This is a genomic window from Dietzia sp. CH92 (assembly GCF_032248695.1).
Lineage (GTDB): Bacteria > Actinomycetota > Actinomycetes > Mycobacteriales > Mycobacteriaceae > Dietzia.
Window position 1 is genome coordinate 1 of the sequence record NZ_JAVHXC010000005.1, and the last position, 19,265, is coordinate 19,265.

A 19,265-nucleotide genomic window follows, 5' to 3' on the forward strand; every position below is an offset into this window, starting at 1 on the left:
TGCTGGCTCGTCGTACACCGGCCGCGCCGCAGGGCCCTCGGTTCGTCGCCGTCGATGGCCCCGGCGGCCCTGGCGGGCAGAGGGCCAGCGCGAGTCGCCTGACTTATGCTGCCCTTCCGGCTCGCGCTGGGGCGGTGCCCGCTTTCGGCGGGGGTGCGCTGGCGGTGTGGTCCATCGAGCCAGCGCGGGTCAAGCAGGCATCGTAAGTCCGCCCGGGTGTGCTGGCTCGTCGTACACCGGCCGCGCCGCAGGGCCCTCGGCTCGTCGCAGTCGATGGCTCCGGCGGCCACGGCGGGCATAGGGCCAGCGCGAGTCGCCTGACTTGCGCTGCCCTTCCGGCTCGCGCTGGGGCGGTGCCCGCTTTCGGCGGGGGTGCGCTGGCGGTGTGGACCATCGAGCCAGCGCGGGTCAAGCAGGCATCGTAAGTCCGCCCGGGTGTGCTGGCTCGTCGTACACCGGCCGCGCCGCAGGGCCCTCGGCTCGTCGCAGTCGATGGCTCCGGCGGCCACGGCGGGCATAGGGCCAGCGCGAGTCGCCTGACTTGCGCTGCCCTTCCGGCTCGCGCTGGGGCGGTGCCCGCTTTCGGCGGGGGTGCGCTGGCGGTGTGGACCATCGAGCCAGCGCGGGTCAAGCAGGCATCGTAAGTCCGCCCGGGTGTGCTGGCTCGTCGTACACCGGCCGCGCCGCAGGGCCCTCGGTTCGTCGCCGTCGATGGCCCCGGCGGCCCTGGCGGGCAGAGGGCCAGCGCGAGTCGCCTGACTTATGCTGCCCTTCCGGCTCGCGCTGGGGCGGTGCCCGCTTTCGGCGGGGGTGCGCTGGCGGTGTGGTCCATCGAGCCAGCGCGGGTCAAGCAGGCATCGTAAGTCCGGCTGGGTGTGCTGGCTCGTCGTACGCCGGCCGGGCCGCAAAGGCCCTCGACCCGACCCCGCGAGCGCCCCCCTCAGTCCTCCGCGGCCGCCCAGTCGAGCGTCCGCTCCACCGCGTCGTTCCACCGCGCCAGCAGCCGCTCGCGCTCCTGCTCGGACATCTGCGGAGACCACCGGCAGTCCTCCCGCCACAGCTCGCGCAGCCGGTCGGGGGAGTCCCACTGACCCACCGCGAGGCCGGCGGCGAACGCGGCCCCGAGCGCGGTCGTCTCGGTGACCTCGGGTCGGATGACGTCCACCCCGAGGATGTCGGCCTGGAACTGCATGAGGTAGTCGTTGACCACCATCCCGCCGTCCACCCGCAGCGAGTCGGCGGACTCACCGGCGTCCGCGGCCATCGCGTCGGTCATCTCACGCGTCTGGAACGCGGTCGCCTCCAGCGCCGCGCGGGCCAGGTGCGCGCGCGTGTGGAAGCGGGTCAGCCCCACCATCGCGCCTCGAGCATCCGGCCGCCACCGCGGCGCCAACAGCCCTGAGAACGCGGGGACGAGATAGCAGTCCCCGTTGTCCTCGAGCGATTTGGCCAGCCCCTCCGTCTCGTCAGCGGTGGAGATCACCCCGAGGTTGTCGCGGAGCCACTGCACCAGCGACCCCGCCACGGCCACGGACCCCTCGAGCGCGTACACCGGCTCGCTGTCCCCGAGCTTGTACGCCACCGTCGTGAGCAGACCGTTCTCGCTGAACTGCGGCGTGGGGCCGGTGTTCAGCAGCAGGAACGCGCCCGTCCCGTAGGTGTTCTTGGCCTCGCCCGGGTCGAAGCAGGTCTGCCCGAACATCGCCGCCTGCTGATCTCCGAGGATCCCCGCGATGGGCGTCCCGCCGAACATCCGCCGTTCGGTCACATGGCCCAGCACCCCGGAGGAGGGGACGATCTCCGGCAGCATCGCGCGGGGGACGCCGATCTCGCGACAGAGGTCCTCACTCCACTCCAGCGTCCGCAGATCCATCAACAACGTGCGCGACGCGTTGGTGACGTCGGTGACGTGGAGGGCCTCCTCGTCGTCGTCACCCCCACGGCTCCCACCGGTGAGGTTCCACACCAGCCACGAATCGATGGTCCCGGCCAGCAACTCCCCGGCCTCGGCGCGTTCCGTCCCGCGCTCGCCCCGCGCGTCGAGGTGGTCGAGGATCCACCTGATCTTGGGACCGGCGAAGTAGGTCGACAGGGGCAGGCCGGTGACGTCGCGGAAGCGGTCGTCGCCGTCCGGGTGGCCCTCGGCCAGGCGCGCACAGATCCCCGACGTGCGGGTGTCCTGCCACACGATCGCGTTGTAGACGGGCTCCCCGGTCGCCCGGTCCCACACCACGGTCGTCTCCCGCTGGTTGGTGATGCCGATCGCGGTCACCGCCGCCGGCTCGAGGTCCACCCGGCCCGCCACCTGGCCCATCGCGGTGCGCACGTTCTCCCAGATCTCGGCCGGGTCGTGCTCCACCCAGCCCGCGCGGGGCAGGATCTGCCGATGCTCCACCTGGACGGTCGCCGCGGGGACCGGTATGCCCTGGTTGTCGAAGAGGATCGCCCGCGTCGACGTGGTGCCCTGGTCGATCGCCAGAATGTAGGTGTTGCCAGTCACACGCCCAAGACTACGTCCGCCCGCGCGTAGAGTCGGGGCCGACCGGCCGGAACCGACGCCCGGCCGCGGAGGGAGCGTCCATGCCCACGACAAGGTCCCGATCCGTCCTCGGACCCGACCGCCGCGCCGAGGCGTGGCGCAGGTTGGAAGAGGACACCTTCGACGTCGTGGTGGTGGGTGGCGGGGTGGTCGGTACGGGCAGCGCCCTGGACGCCGCCACCCGCGGACTGAACGTGGCGCTCGTCGAGGCGCGCGACTTCGCCGCGGGCACCTCCTCGCGCAGCTCCAAGATGTTCCACGGCGGGCTGCGCTACCTCGAACAGCTCGACTTCGGGTTGGTCGCCGAGGCGCTCCACGAGCGCGAACTGAGCATGACGCGGCTCGCGCCGCACCTCGTCACCCCGCTGAAATTCCTCTTCCCCCTCACCCGCCGGTTCTGGGAGCGTCCGTACATGGCCGCCGGGTTCGTCCTCTACGACGTGATGGGCGGCGCCAAGAGCGTTCCCCCGCAGAAGCACTACAGCCGTGCCGGCGCCCGCCGCATCGCCCCGGGGCTGAGGGAGGACGCCGTCGTCGGCGGGATCCGCTACTGGGACACCCTCGTCGACGACGCCCGACACACGCTCACCCTCGCGCGCACGGCCGCCCTCCACGGCGCGGTCGTGGCCAACTCGACGCAGGTGATCGGGTACCTCCGCGAGGGCGGCCGGGTCGCCGGCGTCCGCGTCCGGGACGCCGAGACCGGCAGGGAGACCGACGTCCGCGCCGGGGTGGTGCTCAACGCGGCCGGCGTGTGGACCGATCAGCTCCAGCGGATGCTCGGCGAGGAGGGTGGTTTCACCGTCCGGGCGTCCAAGGGTGTGCACATCGTCGTGGACCGCGACAAGGTGGACTCGGAGGCGGCGCTGATCCTGCGCACCGAGAAGTCCGTGCTGTTCGTCATCCCGTGGGGCGAGTACTGGATCATCGGCACCACCGACACGGACTGGCAGCTGGACCTGGCCCACCCGGCGGCCACCGGCGCGGACATCGAGTACATCCTCGGCCACGTCAACGCCGTGCTCACCGACCCGATCCGTCGCGAGGACGTGCGCGGAGTCTACGCGGGGCTGCGTCCCCTGTTGTCGGGCGGCGCGGACTCCACCGCCAAGCTCTCCCGCGAGCACGCGGTGATGACCGTCGCGCACGGCGCCGTGGTGGTGGCCGGCGGCAAGTACACCACCTACCGCGTGATGGCCGCGGACGCGGTCGACGCCGCGGTCGCCGAACTGGGGGAGCGGGCCGCGTCGGTGCCCCCGTCGACCACCGAGCGGATCCCTCTCCTGGGGGCCGACGGCTACCCGGCGATGGTCAACCGCGCGGACCGGATCGCCGACCACTACGAGATCCGCGAGGAGCAGATGACGCACCTGCTCGGCCGCTACGGGAGCCTGGCCGAGGACGTGCTCGACCTGGCGGCCGACCGTCCCGACCTGCTCGATCCCGTCGGCGGGGCCGAGCGGTACCTGCGCGTGGAGATCGTGCACGCCGCCCTGGCGGAGGCGGCCCTGCACCTCGAGGACGTCCTGGTCCGCCGCACGCGGATCTCGATGGAGTACCAGCACGGGGGCGCGGACTGCGCGCGGGAGGTCGCCGACCTCATGGCCGGGGTGCTGGGGTGGGACGAGGACCGCGTCGCGCGCGAGGTGGACCTGTTCGAGCGGCGGGTCGCCGCGGAGCGGGCGAGCCAGGTGTCGGGGTCCGACGACGAGGCGGACCGGTTCCTCAGGGGTGTGCCCGAGGTCCGGGAGTTCCTGGTGGACGCGGCGTTCGATCCCGCCAGCGCGGAGCCCGTGGTCGAGACCTCGGCCGGCCGGGGGAGCTGAGACCCGCCGTCGCCGGGAAGAAGGCCCCCACACGCGCGAAATCCGCTACTCCGGCCCGGGATCCGCTACGCCTGCTGGGGTAGCGGATCCGGAGGGGGAGTAGCGGATTCCGGGTGGGGTGGTTCGTCGACGGCGCGGACGGGTCGCCCCCGCGCCGTCAGCAGATCACTTGATCTCGCAGAGCACGGTCCCCTGGGTGACGGCGGCGCCGGCGTCTACGGACAGGTCGGTGATGACGCCGTCCTTGTGCGCGGTGACCGGGTTCTCCATCTTCATGGCCTCGAGCACGGCGACGAGCTCGCCGGCCTTGACCTCCTGGCCCTCCTCGACCGCGACCTTGACGACGGTGCCCTGCATGGGGGCCGACACGGCGTCACCGGACGCGGCCGCGCCGGCGGCACCGCCGCGGGTACGGGCCTTGGCCTTGCGGCGGACGGTGCCGCCGGCGTGCGAGCCACCGAACGCCAGGTCGCCGGGCAGGGAGACCTCGACGCGACGGCCGTCGACCTCGACGACGACCTTCTTGCGCTCGACGGGCTCGTCGTCATCGGCCGGGGCGCCGGTGGGCGTCCACGGCTCGATCGGGTTCTCCCACTCCTCCTCGATCCACTTGGTGTAGACGTCGAAGCTCTTGCCGTCACCGACGAACGCCGGGTTGGCGACGATGTGCTGGTGGAACGGCAGGACCGTGGCCATGCCCTCGATCTTGTACTCGGCCAGGGCGCGGGCCGAGCGGGCCAGCGCCTGGTCGCGGTCCTCGCCCCACACGATGAGCTTGGCGAGCATGGAGTCGAACTGGCCGCCGATGGTGTCGCCCTGCTCGACGCCGGAGTCGACGCGGACGCCCGGGCCGTTGGGCTCGTGGTAGCCCGTGATGGTGCCGGGGGCGGGGAGGAAGTTGCGGCCGGCGTCCTCGCCGTTGATGCGGAACTCGAACGCGACGCCGCGGGGCTCGGGGTCCTCGGTGAACTCGAGCACCTCACCCTCGGCGATCTTGAACTGCTGCAGCACCAGGTCGATGCCGGCGGTCTCCTCGGTGACGGGGTGCTCCACCTGGAGGCGGGTGTTGACCTCGAGGAAGGAGATGGTGTCGCCCTGGACCATGTACTCGACGGTGCCGGCGCCGTAGTAGCCGGCCTCCTTGCAGATGGCCTTGGCGGAGTCGTGGATGCGCTTGCGCTGGTCGTCGGTCAGGAACGGCGCGGGGGCCTCCTCGACGAGCTTCTGGAAACGACGCTGCAGGGTGCAGTCGCGCGTACCGGCGACGATGACGTTGCCGTGCTGGTCGGCGAGGACCTGCGCCTCGACGTGGCGGGCCTTGTCGAGGTACTGCTCGACGAAGCACTCGCCGCGGCCGAACGCGGCGACGGCCTCACGGGTGGCCGACTCGAAGAGCTCGGCGACCTCCTCCATCTTGTGGGCGACCTTCATGCCGCGCCCGCCACCGCCGAAGGCGGCCTTGATGGCGATGGGCAGGCCGTACTGCTCGGCGAACTTGACGACCTCGTCCGCGTTGGCGACGGGGTCCTTGGTGCCGGCGGCCATGGGGGCGTTGGCCCGCTCGGCGATGTGGCGGGCGGTGACCTTGTCGCCCAGGTCGCGGATGGCCTGCGGCGGGGGACCGATCCAGATGAGGCCGGCGTCGATGACGGCCTGGGCGAAGTCGGCGTTCTCGGACAGGAAGCCGTAGCCGGGGTGGATCGCGTCGGCGCCCGACTTGGCGGCGGCGTCGAGGATCTTGTCGAAGACCAGGTAGGACTCGGCGGAGGTGGTGCCACCGAGGGCGAAGGCCTCGTCGGCCAGCTTGACGAACAGGGCGTCGGCGTCGGGCTCGGCGTACACGGCCACGCTGGCCAGGCCGGCGTCCTTCGCCGCACGGATCACACGGACGGCGATCTCGCCGCGGTTGGCGACGAGGACCTTGGTGATGTGAGAGCTGGCATGACTGGGCACTCAGGGCCTCCTGGAGATGGACGTCTTTACTGGCGGTCGGCCGGGAGGCCCACCGAGTTCTTCCGCAGTCTAATGAGAGGCCCACCTCATGTGTGGTGTTGGGGTCGGCGGGTCGACCCCCGTCGGCGGCCCCCGACGGCGCGTGGGCAGGGTGACCTGCGAGTTCCGGACGGGGGTGGCGGGGGTCAGCCGCGCAGTTCGGGGCGCCAGACGCGGTGCGCGTTGATCCCGGCCGCCTCCAGCAGGCGGCGCAGCAGCGGCAGGCTGAGCCCGATCACGCTCGAGGGGTCGCCCTCGATCCGGTCGATGAACCAGCCGCCGAGCGATTCGATCGTGAACGCGCCCGCGCATTCCAGGGGCTCGCCGGTGCGCAGGTACACGTCGAGGTCGGCGTCGGACGGGGCGCCGAAGTGCACCGTGGTGTCGGAGGTGTCCGAGTCGGAGAAGGTCACGGTGTAGGGGGTGTCGCCGGCGAGGTCGGCGACGATGAGCGCGTGCCCGGTGAGCAGGACGCCGTGACGACCGCGCATCGTGTGCCACCGCTCGAGCGCGCGCTCGTAGGTGTGCGGCTTGCCCTCGAGGCGGCCGTCGACCAGGAGCATGGAATCGCACCCCACCACGACGAGGGTGTCCGACCCGGCGGACCGTGCCTCGGCCGCGAGCTGCTCACCATGGCGCTGGAGAACGTCCTCCGCCTTGGCGCGGGCCAACTCCTCGACGACCCGCACGTGTGGCGTGCCCGCGGGCATGCCCGCCTGGAGGGCGTCCTCGTCGACCTCCGGGTGCCGGACGAGCGGGTCCACACCGGCCTGCTCGAGGATGTGGAGTCGGGACGGGGAGGCGGAGGCGAGGACGAACGCGATCATGGGCTCGAGCGTAGCCACGCGCTCACGGCCGCGGCAGCAGCATCGTCACGGTCAGCGTCGTGGGCTCGAGTGCGCGGACCCGGTGCCGCAGTCTGGGGGTGAGGTGCACGAGCTCGCCGGGCCGTAGGTCGAGGGTGCGGTCCGGGAGGCCGAACTCGACACGTCCGCGGAGCACCTGCACGAGCACCGGGTGGAAGGCGGCGTGGTCGGCCAGTTCCTGCCCCTCGGCGAACTCGAACGCCACGACCTTCGTCGTGTCGTCCCGGTGGATGACGGTCGCGCCGGGGCGGTCCGCGGACGGCTCGGCCCGCCCGATGATCCCCGTGTGATGTGTGGCCGTGCCCTCGTCCGTCCCGGCCCGCCGGCCGTGCTCACGGTCCTCGGTCATGGATCCTCCTCGCAGACGGCGCGCCGGCCGGTCCGACGGCTCACCGCCAACCTACCGCCGTGACCGGGGACGACGAACGCCCCCGCCCGGACCCGACGCGCTCGTGGGAGCGGGTGGGTGCCGTGCGGGGGCGGTGGTACCGGCCGGGCCGGCCCCGGCGTGCGGGGTCGGCCCGGCCCGTGTCGTGTGACCGGTGGCGGCCGGTCAGTACTGGCGGCGGTTGAGGAAGGAGTTCGGGTTGTAGCCGAACGGCGGCCGGAGCCGGTCCTCGTAGGCGCCCCAGTCGTTCTTGATCTCGGTGTCGTGTCCACCGTTGGCGGCGTTGCCCTGGGCGGTCGCGAAGACCGCGGCCAGGACGCCCACCTCGGTGGCCGACGGGTTGCCCCCGACGATCTCGAAGAACGGCTTCTCGGGCTTGTCGGTCCCGTCCTGCTGCTTCTCGGCGGTCACAGCGGGATGTTCCCGTGCTTCTTGGCCGGCACCTCGACGACCTTCCGGTCGAGCAGGCGCAGGGCCTGGGCCACCTGCAGGCGGGTGTGCGACGGCGGGATCACCGCGTCGACGTACCCGCGCTCGGCGGCGACGTACGGGTTGACGAGGGTGTCCTCGTACTCGGCCTGCAGCTTGAGCCGCAGCGCGTCGACGTCCTCGCCGTTCGCGGCGGCCTGCTTCAGCTCGTTGCGGTAGACGAAGCCGACCGCCCCCGAGGCGCCCATCACGGCGATCTCGGCGGTGGGCCACGCGAGGTTGATGTCGGCGCCCATGTGCTTGGAGCCCATGACGTCGTACGCGCCGCCGTAGGCCTTACGGGTGATGACGGTGACCTTGCCGACGGTGGCCTCACCGTAGGCGTAGAGCAGCTTGGCGCCGCGACGGATGATGCCGTCGAACTCCTGGCCGGTGCCGGGCAGGAAGCCCGGGACGTCGACCAGGGTGAGGATCGGGATGTTGAACGCGTCGCAGGTGCGGACGAAGCGCGCGGCCTTCTCCGAGGCCTTGATGTCGAGGCAGCCGGCGAACTGGGTCGGCTGGTTGGCGACCACGCCGACGCTGCGGCCCTCGACCCGACCGAAGCCCACGATGACGTTCATCGCGTACTGGGCCTGGACCTCGAGGAACTCGCCGTCGTCGACGATGTGCGAGATGACCTCGTGCATGTCGTACGGGCTGTTCGAGGAGTCCGGGATGATCGTGTCGAGCTCGAGGTCCTCGGGGGTGAGGTTGTCCTCGATCGCGCCCTCGGCGATCGGCGCCGGGAAACGCGGGGCCTCGGCGCGGTTGTTGCTCGGCAGGTAGGACAGCAGGTCCTTGACGTAGTCGAGCGCGTCCTGCTCGTCACTGGCGGTGTAGTGCGAGACACCGGACTTGGTCATGTGGGTGGTGGCGCCGCCGAGCTCCTCCTGCGACACCTCCTCGCCGGTGACGGTCTTGATGACGTCGGGGCCGGTGACGAACATCTGCGAGGTCTTGTCGACCATCACGGTGAAGTCGGTCAGCGCGGGGGAGTACACGTGGCCGCCGGCGGACGGACCCATGATGAGGGAGACCTGCGGGATGACACCCGAGGACAGGACGTTGCGGTGGAAGATCTCGCCGTACAGGCCGAGCGAGACGACGCCCTCCTGGATGCGGGCGCCGGCGCCGTGGTTGATGCCGATCATCGGGCGGCCGGTCTTGAGGGCCAGGTCCATGACCTTGACGATCTTCTCGCCGTAGACCTCGCCGAGCGAGCCGCCGAAGACGGTGGCGTCCTGCGAGAAGACGCACACGCTGCGGCCGTCGATGGTGCCGTAGCCGGTGATCACGCCGTCACCCAGCGGGCGACGCTCGGCGAGACCGAAGGTGGTGGCGCGGTGGCGGGCCAGGGCGTCGATCTCCACGAACGAGCCCGGGTCGAGGAGGTTCTCGATCCGCTCACGGGCCGTCATGAGGCCCTTCTCGTGGGTCTTGTCCACCGCGGCCTGCCCCATGGGGGCCCGGGCCTCGTCGAGGCGCCGACGCAGCTCGGACAGCTTCCCGGCGGTCGTGTGGATGTCGGGGGTCGCAGCGTCCGTCTGGACGTCGGCGCTCACGTCCGGTTCTGAGGCAGTCGTCATGTTGCAAGACTCTAACGAGTCACCGCTGCCCGTGGCGACGTGACCCGGCCATCGTCCCCCGGCGGCGGCCCGCGCCCCGTGTCGGAGCGGGCACATACGCTGGGGGACGTGCACGCTGAACCCGCTACCGAGATCCCGCCCGCGCTGGACGTCGACGCGCTCCGCCGCGCCCTGGTGGACGGGCCGGACGCCCCCTACTCCTCGCTCGAGGTGGTCGAGGACATCGGCTCGACCAACGCCGAGCTCCTGGCGCGGGCGGCCGCGGGCGCGCCCGACCGCAGCGTCCTGCTCGCCGAACACCAGTCGTCGGGACGCGGTCGACTCGGTCGCGTGTGGACCGCCCCGCCCCGCACGCAGGTCGCCGTCAGCGTCCTGCTTCGCCCCGGTGCGGTCTCGCCGACCCTGTTCGGGTGGCTGCCCCTGGTCACCGGCCTGGCGATCCGCGACGGGCTCCGCGAGGCGGGCGGCGTCGACGCGACCCTCAAGTGGCCCAACGACGTCCTCGTCGAGGGCCGCAAGATCGCGGGGATCCTGGCCGAGATGACGACGGTCCCGGCAGGGGGCGACTATTCGGTGAGACTGCCGGCGATCGTGGTGGGCGTGGGGATCAACGTCACCCTCACCCGGGAACAGCTGCCCGTGCCGCACGCCACCTCGCTGGCGCTGGCCGGAGGGTCGGTCGACCGGGACCGTCTGGCCCGGGCCGTGCTCGAGGCCCTCGCCCTACGCCACGGGCAGTGGCGCGCGTGCGAGCGGGGGAGCGGATCGACCATCTCCGACGAGCTCATGACGACCTACTCCGAGGCCTGCTCCACCGTCGGCGCCGACGTGAGGGTCGAGCTGCCCGGGGACGTCGTGCGGACCGGGCGGGCGGACAGGGTCGACCGTGACGGCCGCCTCGTCGTCGTCGACCCCCACGGCGAGTTCCCCGTGGCCGCCGGCGACGTCACCCACGTCCGCGGCGCCGGCGGTCGGTGGGGCGGCTGAGCCGTGGGCTTCGTCCGATCGGTCCTCGCGCCGGGGGAGACGCTCATCGTCCACACCCACCCGCACTGGCGCGCCCTCGTCAGGCCCGCGCTCGTCACGCTCGTCGGGGCGGGGCTCGCGGGCATCGCCGGTGGCTTCATCGAGGTCCAGGTCGTCCACGCCGGGGACCGGACCGCGACCTGGGCCCTGGTCGCGGCGCTGTACACGCTCGTCGTCCTCCGGTTCGGCCTCTGGCCGCTGGTCCGCTGGGCCCGCACCGACCTCGTCGTCACCGACGAGCGGGTCCTCTACCGTCCGGCCGGCTCCGGCAGGCGGTGCGTGGACGTGCCGCTGCGCCGCATCAGCGCCGTCCGGTTCCGCCACACCCTCACCGACCGCGCCCTGGGCACCGGTTGCCTCATCCTCGAGCTCGGCCACCTCCCGCCGGTCGAGATCGACCACGTCCCCGAGGTCGCACGGGTGCACGCCATCGTCTACGACGAGCTGCTGCGGCTGCCGCCGCCACCGCCGCCCGTGCCGCTGCCCGCGGCGCCCCGCTCCCGCTGGGGCCTGCCGGGGCGGCGCTGACCCCGTGGCCTCGTGAGACGATGGGTGACGTGAACGACGACTCGCGCATCCGCCGCAACCCACTCGCAGCGCCCGTCGTGGCGATGATCGGCGGCGGGCAGCTCGCCCGCATGACCCACCAGTCCGCCGTCGCCCTCGGACAGACCCTCCGGGTCCTCGCCGCCGACCCGCTGGACCCCGCGGCACAGGTCACGCCCGACGTGGTGATCGGCGCCCACGACGACCCCGACGCCGTCCGGGCCGCGGCCGAGGGCGCCGACGTGATGACCTTCGACCACGAGCACGTGCCCCCGCAGATCCTGCTCGACCTCGAGGCCGCGGGCGTCGCCGTCCGTCCCCGGGCCTCCGCGCTCATCCACGCCCAGGACAAGCTCGTCATGCGCCGCGCCCTCGCCGAGATCGGCGCCCCGGTCCCGCCCTTCACCGGTGTCGACTCGGTCGAGGACGTCCGGCGCTTCCACGCCGAGCAGGACGGGCGGATCGTTCTCAAGTCCGCGCGGGGCGGTTACGACGGCCGCGGCGTGTGGATGCCGGACTCGCTCGAGGACGCCGAGCGGATCGCGTCCGAACAGCTCGCCGCCGGGGTGCCGATGATGGCCGAGGCGCGCGTGCCGTGGACGCGCGAACTGTCCGCGATGGTCGCGCGGTCCCCGTTCGGCCAGGGCGCCGTGTGGCCGGTCGTCGAGACCGTGCAGCGCGACGGGATCTGCGCCGTGGCGATCGCCCCCGCCCCGGGCCTGCCCGACGACCTCCGCTCGGCCGTCCAGGCGACCGCCCTCAAGCTCGCCGAGCACCTCGACGTCACCGGCGTCATGGCCGTGGAACTGTTCGAGGTCATCGGGTCGGACGGCCGCCCCGGGGTGCTGGTGAACGAGCTGGCGATGCGCCCGCACAACTCCGGTCACTGGACCATGGACGGGGCCACCACCAGCCAGTTCGAACAGCACCTCCGGGCCGTGCTCGACTACCCCCTCGGCTCCACCGTGCCCACGGCGCCGCTCACCGTCATGGCCAACGTCCTCGGCGCCCCCGAGGCGCCCCGGATGAGCATGGACGAGCGGGTGCACCACCTCGCCGCCCGCTTCCCCCACGCCAAGGTGCACCTCTACGGCAAGTCGGAGCGACCCGGCCGCAAGATCGGGCACGTCAACGTCCTCGCCGACCAGGGGCTCGACCCCGACGACGCCGACCAGGTGGCGACGGTGCGCGCGGTGGCGGAGCTGTCCGCCCACTGGCTCTCCCACGCGCAGTGGGCCGACGGCTGGGACCCGCACACGGGCGCGCCCGTCGGCGAGTTCGAACGCTGACCCGGCGCCGCTGAGACAGACCACCGGAACACCCACGAAAGGCGACGAGATGACCGCGCGACAGGACGGGCCGCAGGTCGGCCTCATCATGGGCAGCGACTCCGACTGGCCCACCATGGAGGCGGCCGCCGAGGCCCTCGCCGAGTTCGGGATCCCCTTCGAGGTGGGGGTCGTCTCCGCTCACCGCACGCCGCAGAAGATGCTCGACTACGCCCGCTCGGCTGCCGGCCGGGGTATCCGTGTGGTGATCGCCGGCGCCGGCGGTGCCGCCCATCTGCCGGGCATGGTCGCCTCCGCCACCGCGTTGCCGGTCATCGGCGTGCCCGTGCCGCTCGCGCACCTCGACGGCATGGACTCGCTGCTGTCGATCGTGCAGATGCCGGCCGGCGTGCCGGTGGCGACCGTCTCCATCGGCGGTGCCCGCAACGCGGGTCTGCTGGCGGTGCGGATCCTGGCCGCCTCCGACCCCGCGCTGCGCGAGCGGATGGAGGCCTTCCAGGCCGAGCTCGAGGCGATGGTCGGGCGCAAGGACGAGGCCCTTCGTCAGCGCCTGCTCGGCTGAGGCCCGCGGCCGCCCCGCGGGCCGTGCGCGAGGCGGCCGCCCCCCGCGGGCCGTGCGCGAGACCCCGGGAGGGGCCGCCGTCAGCGCACATGCGTTCCGCGATGCGGAATGTGGGGTCGCCGACGGGGGAGGAATCCAGTTAGCCGCTGGTAACCTGAGTGCTCGGGTGCAGCCCCGGAACCGCTCACGAGCCGACGCCACCGTGCGTCCGGCCCACCTCGATGTCCGGACACCGGCGCCCGCCGCGTGACCAGCACAGACCATTTCCCCTTGGAGGCCCGCACATGTCCGGCAACCCCGACTTCGACCTGTACCGTCCGGCGGAGGAGCACGAAGAGCTCCGCGCGGCGATCCGCGCGCTCTCGGAGAAGGAGATCGCGCCGTACGCCGCCGACGTCGACGAGAGCGAGCGGTTCCCGCAGGAGGCGCTCGACGCGCTCAACGCCTCGGGCTTCAACGCGATCCACGTCCCGGACGAGTACGGCGGCCAGGGCGCCGATTCGGTCGCGGCCTGCATCGTGATCGAGGAGGTCGCCCGCGTCTGCGGTTCGTCCTCGCTCATCCCCGCGGTGAACAAGCTCGGCACCATGGGCCTGATCCTGGCCGGCGGCGAGGAGCTCAAGCAGAAGGTCCTGCCCGAGATCGCGGGCGGCAAGATGGCCTCCTACGCGCTGTCCGAGCGCGAGGCCGGCTCGGATGCCGCCGCGATGCGCACGCGCGCCAAGGCCGACGGCGACGACTGGATCCTCAACGGCTCCAAGGCGTGGATCACCAACGGCGGCAAGTCCACCTGGTACACCGTCATGGCCGTGACCGACCCGGAGAAGGGCGCCGGCGGCATCTCGGCGTTCATGGTCAACGCCGAGGACGAGGGTTTCGGCGTGTCCAAGACCGAGAAGAAGCTCGGTATCAAGGGCTCGCCCACCGCCGAGCTGTACTTCGAGAACGTCCGCATCCCGGGGGATCGGATCATCGGCGAGCCGGGCACCGGCTTCAAGACGGCGCTGCAGACCCTGGACCACACCCGTCCGACGATCGGCGCGCAGGCCGTGGGCATCGCCCAGGGTGCGCTGGACGCGGCGATCGCCTACACCAAGGAGCGCAAGCAGTTCGGCAAGTCGATCTCGGACTTCCAGAACACCCAGTTCATGCTCGCCGACATGGCGATGAAGGTGCAGGCCGCGCGTCTGATGGTCTACACCGCCGCGGCCAACGCCGAGCGCGGCTCCGCGCCCGGTGGCGAGAAGCTGGGCTTCATGGCCGCGGCGTCCAAGACCTTCGCCTCGGACGTGGCCATGGAGGTCACCACCAACGCGGTGCAGCTGTTCGGTGGCGCCGGTTACACCCGTGACTTCCCGGTCGAGCGCATGATGCGAGATGCCAAGATCACCCAGATCTACGAGGGCACCAACCAGGTCTGCCGCATGGTCATGGCCCGCCAGGTCCTGGCCTGAGCCGAGCTGCGTCGGGCCCGATCGGGCCCGGCCCGCGGCGGCCGCACCGCCCCTCCGAATCCGCTACTCCGAGTCCGGATCCGCTACCCCTGAGGGAGTAGCGGATCCGGAGGGGGAGTAGCGGATTTTCGCGTTTTACAGGGTGACCGTGGTGCGTTCGGTCTCCGCGATGCCGGCGACGGCGGGGTCGTCGGCATTGGCCCCGGTGACCAGGACGGCCGTGCCGCCGGAGGCGAACACCCGCGCGAGAGTGGCCACGACGTCCTCGCGCCCGCGTCCGGCGATCAGGGCCCGTCCGGACGTCGCGGGGGACGCCAACCGGTCGATCGGGTCACCGTCCAGGGCGAGCGCCCCGCCGCCGGAGGGGACGAACGCGTCGGGGTGGATGCGGCACGCCTCGGCGAGGTCGGTGACGCCGGGCGGGACCTCGACGCCCGCGGCCGCCAGGGGGCGGCCCATCGGGTCGGTGGTCATGAGGAGGGTCTCGACGCCGGTGGGGTGGCGGTCGAGACGATCGGGGACGGTGACGACGACGACGGCGTCGTCCGCCGGCCCTGTGCGGACCTCGGCGCCCGCCCACCAGGCGCCCAGCAGGACGCCGGCGGTGAGCCAGTGGGCGGGCAGGTCCAGAACGATCACGTCATCGGGCATCACGCCGAGCTCGTCGCGGAGCAGTCCCGCGATCTTCGCCGCCCAGTTCGCGGTCGAGGTGACCGAGAGTTCGATGCGGGAGGGGGCGGACTGGTCGTAGTGGGTGACCATCGGCGCCCCGGGGTCGAGCGCGAGCTGGGGCTGGAGGACGGTGTCTGCGGCGGTCTTCACTCGGGGGCCTCCTGGCGTCGTGGGGTGGTCGGCCCGGCGCCGTGGCGGGCTCGCCGGGCCTCGGGGGTCAGTTCACGCAGGGTACGTCCGTGCCGCCCGCGTCGAAGGTCGGCCGCTGGGCGATGGAGGGCGGCAGCGGCGCGTAGGTGGTGGTGGCGGGGGAGTAGGACTCGGTGGCGGCGGCCTCCCCGGTGGGGCCGCTGTAGTCGTCGGCCAGCACCACGCGGACGGTGCCGGCGGGGAGCGCGGGGTCCACCTGGACCGGCAGGCCGCCGAGCGCGTCGGAGACGGCGAACGCGGCGGGGTCGTCGGCGGAGCCCGCCGCGACGTGCGAGGTGTAGGCGGCGGCGGGGTCGGTGAGCAGGTCACCGGTCATGTAGCCCAGTTCGGTGAGGGCGCCGGAGACGCGGGCGGCCAGCCCGTCGATCGCGGTGGTGTTGACCACCGACACCGCGACGGACGCGGGGTCGACGCCGGGGCCGCCCGGGGCGGGGGCGTCGGCGTCGCCCTCGGGGGCCTCCTCGTCGCCCTCGGTGCTGGCGAAGCCCGCGACGAACTCCGACACCTGGGCGGGGTCGGCGGTGACGATGGACTCGCCCCACTCGGTGAACGAGTCGATGCTGGTGACGGGGATGGTCTCGAAGCGGACGTTGCCGCCGCTGATGTCCTGGAGCTTGAGGGCGAAGTCGACGAAGTCCCAGTTCTCGTCGATGACGAAGGACCGCTTGGCGGCGTCGACCAGCGCGGAGAGCTTGGTGGGGTCGGTAAGTGTCCCGGCCGAGAGGATCTTCTTGACGAGCTGGGACATGAACGCCTGCTGGCGGACGATGCGGTCGAGGTCGCCGGCCGGCAGATCGTGGCGCTGGCGGACGAAGCTCAGCGCGTCCGAACCGGACACGGTCTGCACGCCCGCGTCGAAGTTCGCGCCGGACAACGGCTCGTTGACGGGTGCGTTGAGGCACACGGGCACACCGCCGACCGCGTCGGTGAGGAGGACGAAGCCGAGCAGTCCGATCTCCGCGTAGTGGTCCGCCCGCACGCCGGTGAGGTCGCCGACGGCGTTGATCAGACCGTTGCGGCCCGCCTCGACGGCGGCGCGCTGGTCGTCCTCGGTGAGCGCGCCCTCGGGGTCCGAGGCGACGGCCCGGTCGAGGTAGGCGTTCTTGTTGGCCGCGTACACGCCGTTGATCTTGCTGCCGCCGACGGTGCTGGTCTCCACGTAGACGTCACGGGGGATGGAGATCGCCGTGGCCGAGCTGCCGTCCTCGGGGATGCGGACGAGCAGGATCGTGTCGGTGTTCTCCCCGTCCTCCTCGCCGGTGCGGATGGTGGCCAGTTCCTCCTGGCTGAGCGGGTTGCCCTGGGCGTCGGTCCGGTTGTCGGTGCCGACCAGCAGGATGTCCACCGCGCCGTCGAGCCCGCCGTCGCCCACGTCCAGGCCCCCGGCCGAGGACAGGTCGGCGCTGAGGCCGTTGACGAGCGACCAGCCGACACCGGTGACGACCAGGCACACGGCCGAGACGAGTGCGGCGAACACGCGACCGATACGGGCGGCCACCGGACGTGCGGGGGTGGCGTGGCGCCTGCCCCGCGCCCGGCTGTGGGCGCGACGGGGAGACACTGGCAGCTCGGCGCTCATCCACCGTCCTTGTCCTCGGATAACGGGGCCGCTCGAGGCCGCCGACGATCATCCCACGGTACCGCGCCGCGCGCCGGGCGCCGGAATCGACGGGCCGCGTCGTAGGGTGTTGCGCGTGACGACCCGACTACCCGTCGTGACGGTGACGTACTCGCCGGGCGACCACCTCCGAAGCTTCGTCGAGACCCTTCCGGGGGCCACCTCCCGGCCCGTGGCGCTGGTGATGGCGGACAACGGGTCGACCGACGGTGTCCCCGAGGCGGTCGCCGCCGAGCACGGCTTCGCGGAGTTCCTCCCCACCGGGGGCAACCTCGGTTACGGCACCGCCATCAACCGGGCGGTGACCGAGATCGCCGCCCGCCCGGAGGATTTCGACCAGGAGTTCGTCCTGGTGGTCAACCCCGACGTGACCTTCGAGCCCGGGTCGGTGGACGCCCTGCTCGCCGCCGCCCGGCGGTGGCCCCGGGCGGCCGCGTTCGGTCCGCGGATCTCGGAGGCCGACGGGTCGGTGTACCCGTCGGCACGGTCGGTGCCGCGACTCGGCGCCGGGATCGGTCACGCACTGCTGGGGCAGGTGTGGCCTGGGAACCCGTGGACCGCCCACTATCTCGACGGTGCGGACATGGAGACGGAGAGGACCGCGGGCTGGCTGTCCGGGTCCTGCCTGCTGCTGCGCCGCGAGGCGTTCGACGCGCTCGGCGGGTTCGACGAGCGCTACTTCATGTACCTCGAGGACGTGGACCTGGGGGACCGGCTCGGCAGGGCCGGGTGGCAGAACGTCTACGTCCCGGACGCCGTCATCCACCACGACCAGGGTCACGCGGCGAAGACGGTGCCCGAGTTCACCCTCCGCGCCCACCACCGCAGCGCCTACCTCTTCCAGGCCGACAGGCACCCACGGACCTGGCAGGCACCGATACGCTGGGCCCTCAAGGTGGGCCTGGAACTCCGGTGCCGCCTCGCGATCCGGTCCGCCCGGCGCGCCGCCCGCTGACCGCGCGGCGCGCGGAACCGACCGATGACGAACGACCGACACCCACCCGCCGCCCGGCGGGCGGCGCGAACGCCGCCCCCGGGCCCGACGACCGCAGGAGCTGCATCGTGACCTCGACGACCACCGGGAGCGCCACGACCGACGACGACCTGATCGCCGACACCGAGGCGGTGGTGCTGGTCGGCGGCAAGGGCACCCGGCTGCGGCCGCTGACGATCTCCGCGCCGAAGCCCATGCTGCCCACGGCGGGCCTGCCGTTCCTCACCCACCTGCTCTCGCGGATCCGCGCGGCGGGCATCCGCCGCGTCGTCCTGGGCACGTCGTTCAAGGCGGAGGTGTTCGAGGAGCACTTCGGTGACGGGTCGGACCTGGACCTGGACATCTCCTACGTGGTGGAGAGCGAGCCGCTGGGCACCGGCGGTGGCATCCGCAACGTCCTGCCCGCGCTCACCGCCTCGACGGTCATGGTGTTCAACGGCGACGTGCTGGGCGGGACGGACCTGCGGGACATCCTGGCCCTGCACCGCGCCAAGGACGCCGATCTGACCATGCACCTCGTGCGGGTCTCGGACCCGCGCGCCTTCGGCTGTGTCACCACCGACGCCGACGGCCGCGTGCAGGAGTTCCTCGAGAAGACGCAGGATCCGCCGACCGACCAGATCAACGCCGGCTGCTACGTCTTCCGCCGCGAGCTCATCGAGCAGATCCCCGCGGGCCAGCCGGTCTCGGTGGAGCGCGAGACGTTCCCCCAGCTGCTGGGCGAGGGTCGGCGCGTCTACGGCTTCGTGGACTCGGCCTACTGGCGCGACATGGGCACCCCCGAGGACTTCGTCCGCGGCTCCTCGGACCTGGTGCGCGGCATCGCCCCGTCGCCCGCGCTGGACGGCCACGCGGGGGAGGCTCTCGTCCACGAGGGCGCCGGGGTCGGGGCGGGCGCGGTGCTCGTCGGCGGGACGGTCGTGGGCCGGGGCGCCGAGATCGGCGCCGGGGCCCGCCTGGACGGCGCGGTGGTCTTCGACGGCGCGCGCATCGAGGCCGGCGCGACCGTCGAGCGGTCGATCATCGGGTTCGGGGCGCGAATCGGCCACCGGGCCCTGGTGCGTGACGGCGTGATCGGTGACGGCGCCGTGGTCGGTGCCCGCTGCGAGCTCCTGCGCGGGGCGCGCGTGTGGCCGGGCGTCCAGATCCCGGACGGCGGGATCCGCTACTCCACCGACATGTGACCGCCCCCGGCACCGGCATGTGACCGCCCCCCCGGCCGGGCG

At 72.5% G+C, this 19,265-nt stretch carries 16 protein-coding genes; 8 read left to right on the forward strand and 8 right to left on the reverse strand.

What is annotated here, in order from left to right:
- Positions 1-940 precede the first annotated feature (940 nt).
- Positions 941-2,500 carry a glycerol kinase GlpK gene (gene glpK / locus RWK90_RS11270; RefSeq protein ID WP_314037732.1) on the reverse strand — a complete coding sequence of 520 codons (1,560 nt, stop codon included), beginning with the start codon at positions 2,498-2,500 and terminating at the stop codon, positions 941-943.
- Between the two features lie 80 nt (positions 2,501-2,580).
- On the opposite strand from glpK, the gene RWK90_RS11275 reads away from it, so the two are divergent.
- Positions 2,581-4,365, forward strand: coding sequence for a glycerol-3-phosphate dehydrogenase/oxidase (locus RWK90_RS11275; RefSeq protein ID WP_314037733.1), 1,785 nt, complete (start codon positions 2,581-2,583; stop codon positions 4,363-4,365).
- A 165-nt stretch (positions 4,366-4,530) separates the two neighbouring features.
- On the opposite strand, the gene RWK90_RS11280 is transcribed toward RWK90_RS11275, so the two are convergent.
- The 5 genes from RWK90_RS11280 to RWK90_RS11300 all read right to left on the reverse strand — a co-directional run bounded on the left by RWK90_RS11280 (position 4,531) and on the right by RWK90_RS11300 (position 9,668).
- A complete protein-coding gene (locus tag RWK90_RS11280) occupies positions 4,531-6,318 on the reverse strand; it encodes an acetyl/propionyl/methylcrotonyl-CoA carboxylase subunit alpha (protein ID WP_314037734.1) in 1,788 nt (595 codons plus the stop codon).
- A 185-nt stretch (positions 6,319-6,503) separates the two neighbouring features.
- Positions 6,504-7,184 carry a nucleoside triphosphate pyrophosphatase gene (locus tag RWK90_RS11285; protein WP_314037735.1) on the reverse strand — a complete coding sequence of 227 codons (681 nt, stop codon included), beginning with the start codon at positions 7,182-7,184 and terminating at the stop codon, positions 6,504-6,506.
- Positions 7,185-7,206: 22 nt separating this feature from the next.
- Positions 7,207-7,572: a cupin domain-containing protein gene (locus RWK90_RS11290; protein WP_314037736.1), complete on the reverse strand. Its 366-nt coding sequence runs from the start codon at positions 7,570-7,572 to the stop codon at positions 7,207-7,209.
- 204 nt (positions 7,573-7,776) lie between these two features.
- Positions 7,777-8,022: an acyl-CoA carboxylase subunit epsilon gene (locus tag RWK90_RS11295; protein WP_314037737.1), complete on the reverse strand. Its 246-nt coding sequence runs from the start codon at positions 8,020-8,022 to the stop codon at positions 7,777-7,779.
- Positions 8,019-9,668 (reverse strand): acyl-CoA carboxylase subunit beta, encoded by a 1,650-nt coding sequence (locus tag RWK90_RS11300; RefSeq protein WP_314037738.1) that lies wholly within the window; start codon positions 9,666-9,668, stop codon positions 8,019-8,021. The genes RWK90_RS11295 and RWK90_RS11300 overlap by 4 nt, the downstream gene beginning before the upstream one ends.
- Before the next feature lie 108 nt (positions 9,669-9,776).
- On the opposite strand from RWK90_RS11300, the gene RWK90_RS11305 reads away from it, so the two are divergent.
- From RWK90_RS11305 to RWK90_RS11325, 5 genes are all read left to right on the forward strand, one after another.
- Positions 9,777-10,655, forward strand: a complete 879-nt coding sequence (locus tag RWK90_RS11305; protein WP_314037739.1) for a biotin--[acetyl-CoA-carboxylase] ligase — start codon at positions 9,777-9,779, stop codon at positions 10,653-10,655.
- A 3-nt stretch (positions 10,656-10,658) separates the two neighbouring features.
- Positions 10,659-11,222: a PH domain-containing protein gene (locus tag RWK90_RS11310; RefSeq protein ID WP_314037740.1), complete on the forward strand. Its 564-nt coding sequence runs from the start codon at positions 10,659-10,661 to the stop codon at positions 11,220-11,222.
- 20 nt (positions 11,223-11,242) lie between these two features.
- Entirely contained in the window at positions 11,243-12,529 is a 1,287-nt protein-coding gene (locus RWK90_RS11315) for a 5-(carboxyamino)imidazole ribonucleotide synthase (RefSeq protein ID WP_314037741.1), read from the forward strand.
- Positions 12,530-12,578: 49 nt separating this feature from the next.
- Positions 12,579-13,091 carry a 5-(carboxyamino)imidazole ribonucleotide mutase gene (purE, locus tag RWK90_RS11320; RefSeq protein ID WP_314037742.1) on the forward strand — a complete coding sequence of 171 codons (513 nt, stop codon included), beginning with the start codon at positions 12,579-12,581 and terminating at the stop codon, positions 13,089-13,091.
- Positions 13,092-13,375: 284 nt separating this feature from the next.
- Positions 13,376-14,545: an acyl-CoA dehydrogenase family protein gene (locus tag RWK90_RS11325; protein ID WP_314037743.1), complete on the forward strand. Its 1,170-nt coding sequence runs from the start codon at positions 13,376-13,378 to the stop codon at positions 14,543-14,545.
- Between the two features lie 135 nt (positions 14,546-14,680).
- On the opposite strand, the gene RWK90_RS11330 is transcribed toward RWK90_RS11325, so the two are convergent.
- Both RWK90_RS11330 and RWK90_RS11335 read right to left on the reverse strand, forming a co-directional pair.
- On the reverse strand, positions 14,681-15,367 hold the full coding sequence (locus RWK90_RS11330) for a TIGR03089 family protein (RefSeq protein WP_314037744.1): 687 nt from the start codon (positions 15,365-15,367) through the stop codon (positions 14,681-14,683).
- 67 nt (positions 15,368-15,434) lie between these two features.
- Positions 15,435-17,006: an LCP family protein gene (locus tag RWK90_RS11335; RefSeq protein WP_396230324.1), complete on the reverse strand. Its 1,572-nt coding sequence runs from the start codon at positions 17,004-17,006 to the stop codon at positions 15,435-15,437.
- A 115-nt stretch (positions 17,007-17,121) separates the two neighbouring features.
- On the opposite strand from RWK90_RS11335, the gene RWK90_RS11340 reads away from it, so the two are divergent.
- Together RWK90_RS11340 and RWK90_RS11345 are read left to right on the forward strand one after the other, a co-directional pair.
- Positions 17,122-18,000, forward strand: a complete 879-nt coding sequence (locus tag RWK90_RS11340; RefSeq protein ID WP_314037746.1) for a glycosyltransferase family 2 protein — start codon at positions 17,122-17,124, stop codon at positions 17,998-18,000.
- Positions 18,001-18,107: 107 nt separating this feature from the next.
- On the forward strand, positions 18,108-19,223 hold the full coding sequence (locus RWK90_RS11345; RefSeq protein WP_396230325.1) for a sugar phosphate nucleotidyltransferase: 1,116 nt from the start codon (positions 18,108-18,110) through the stop codon (positions 19,221-19,223).
- Positions 19,224-19,265: the final 42 nt, after the last annotated feature.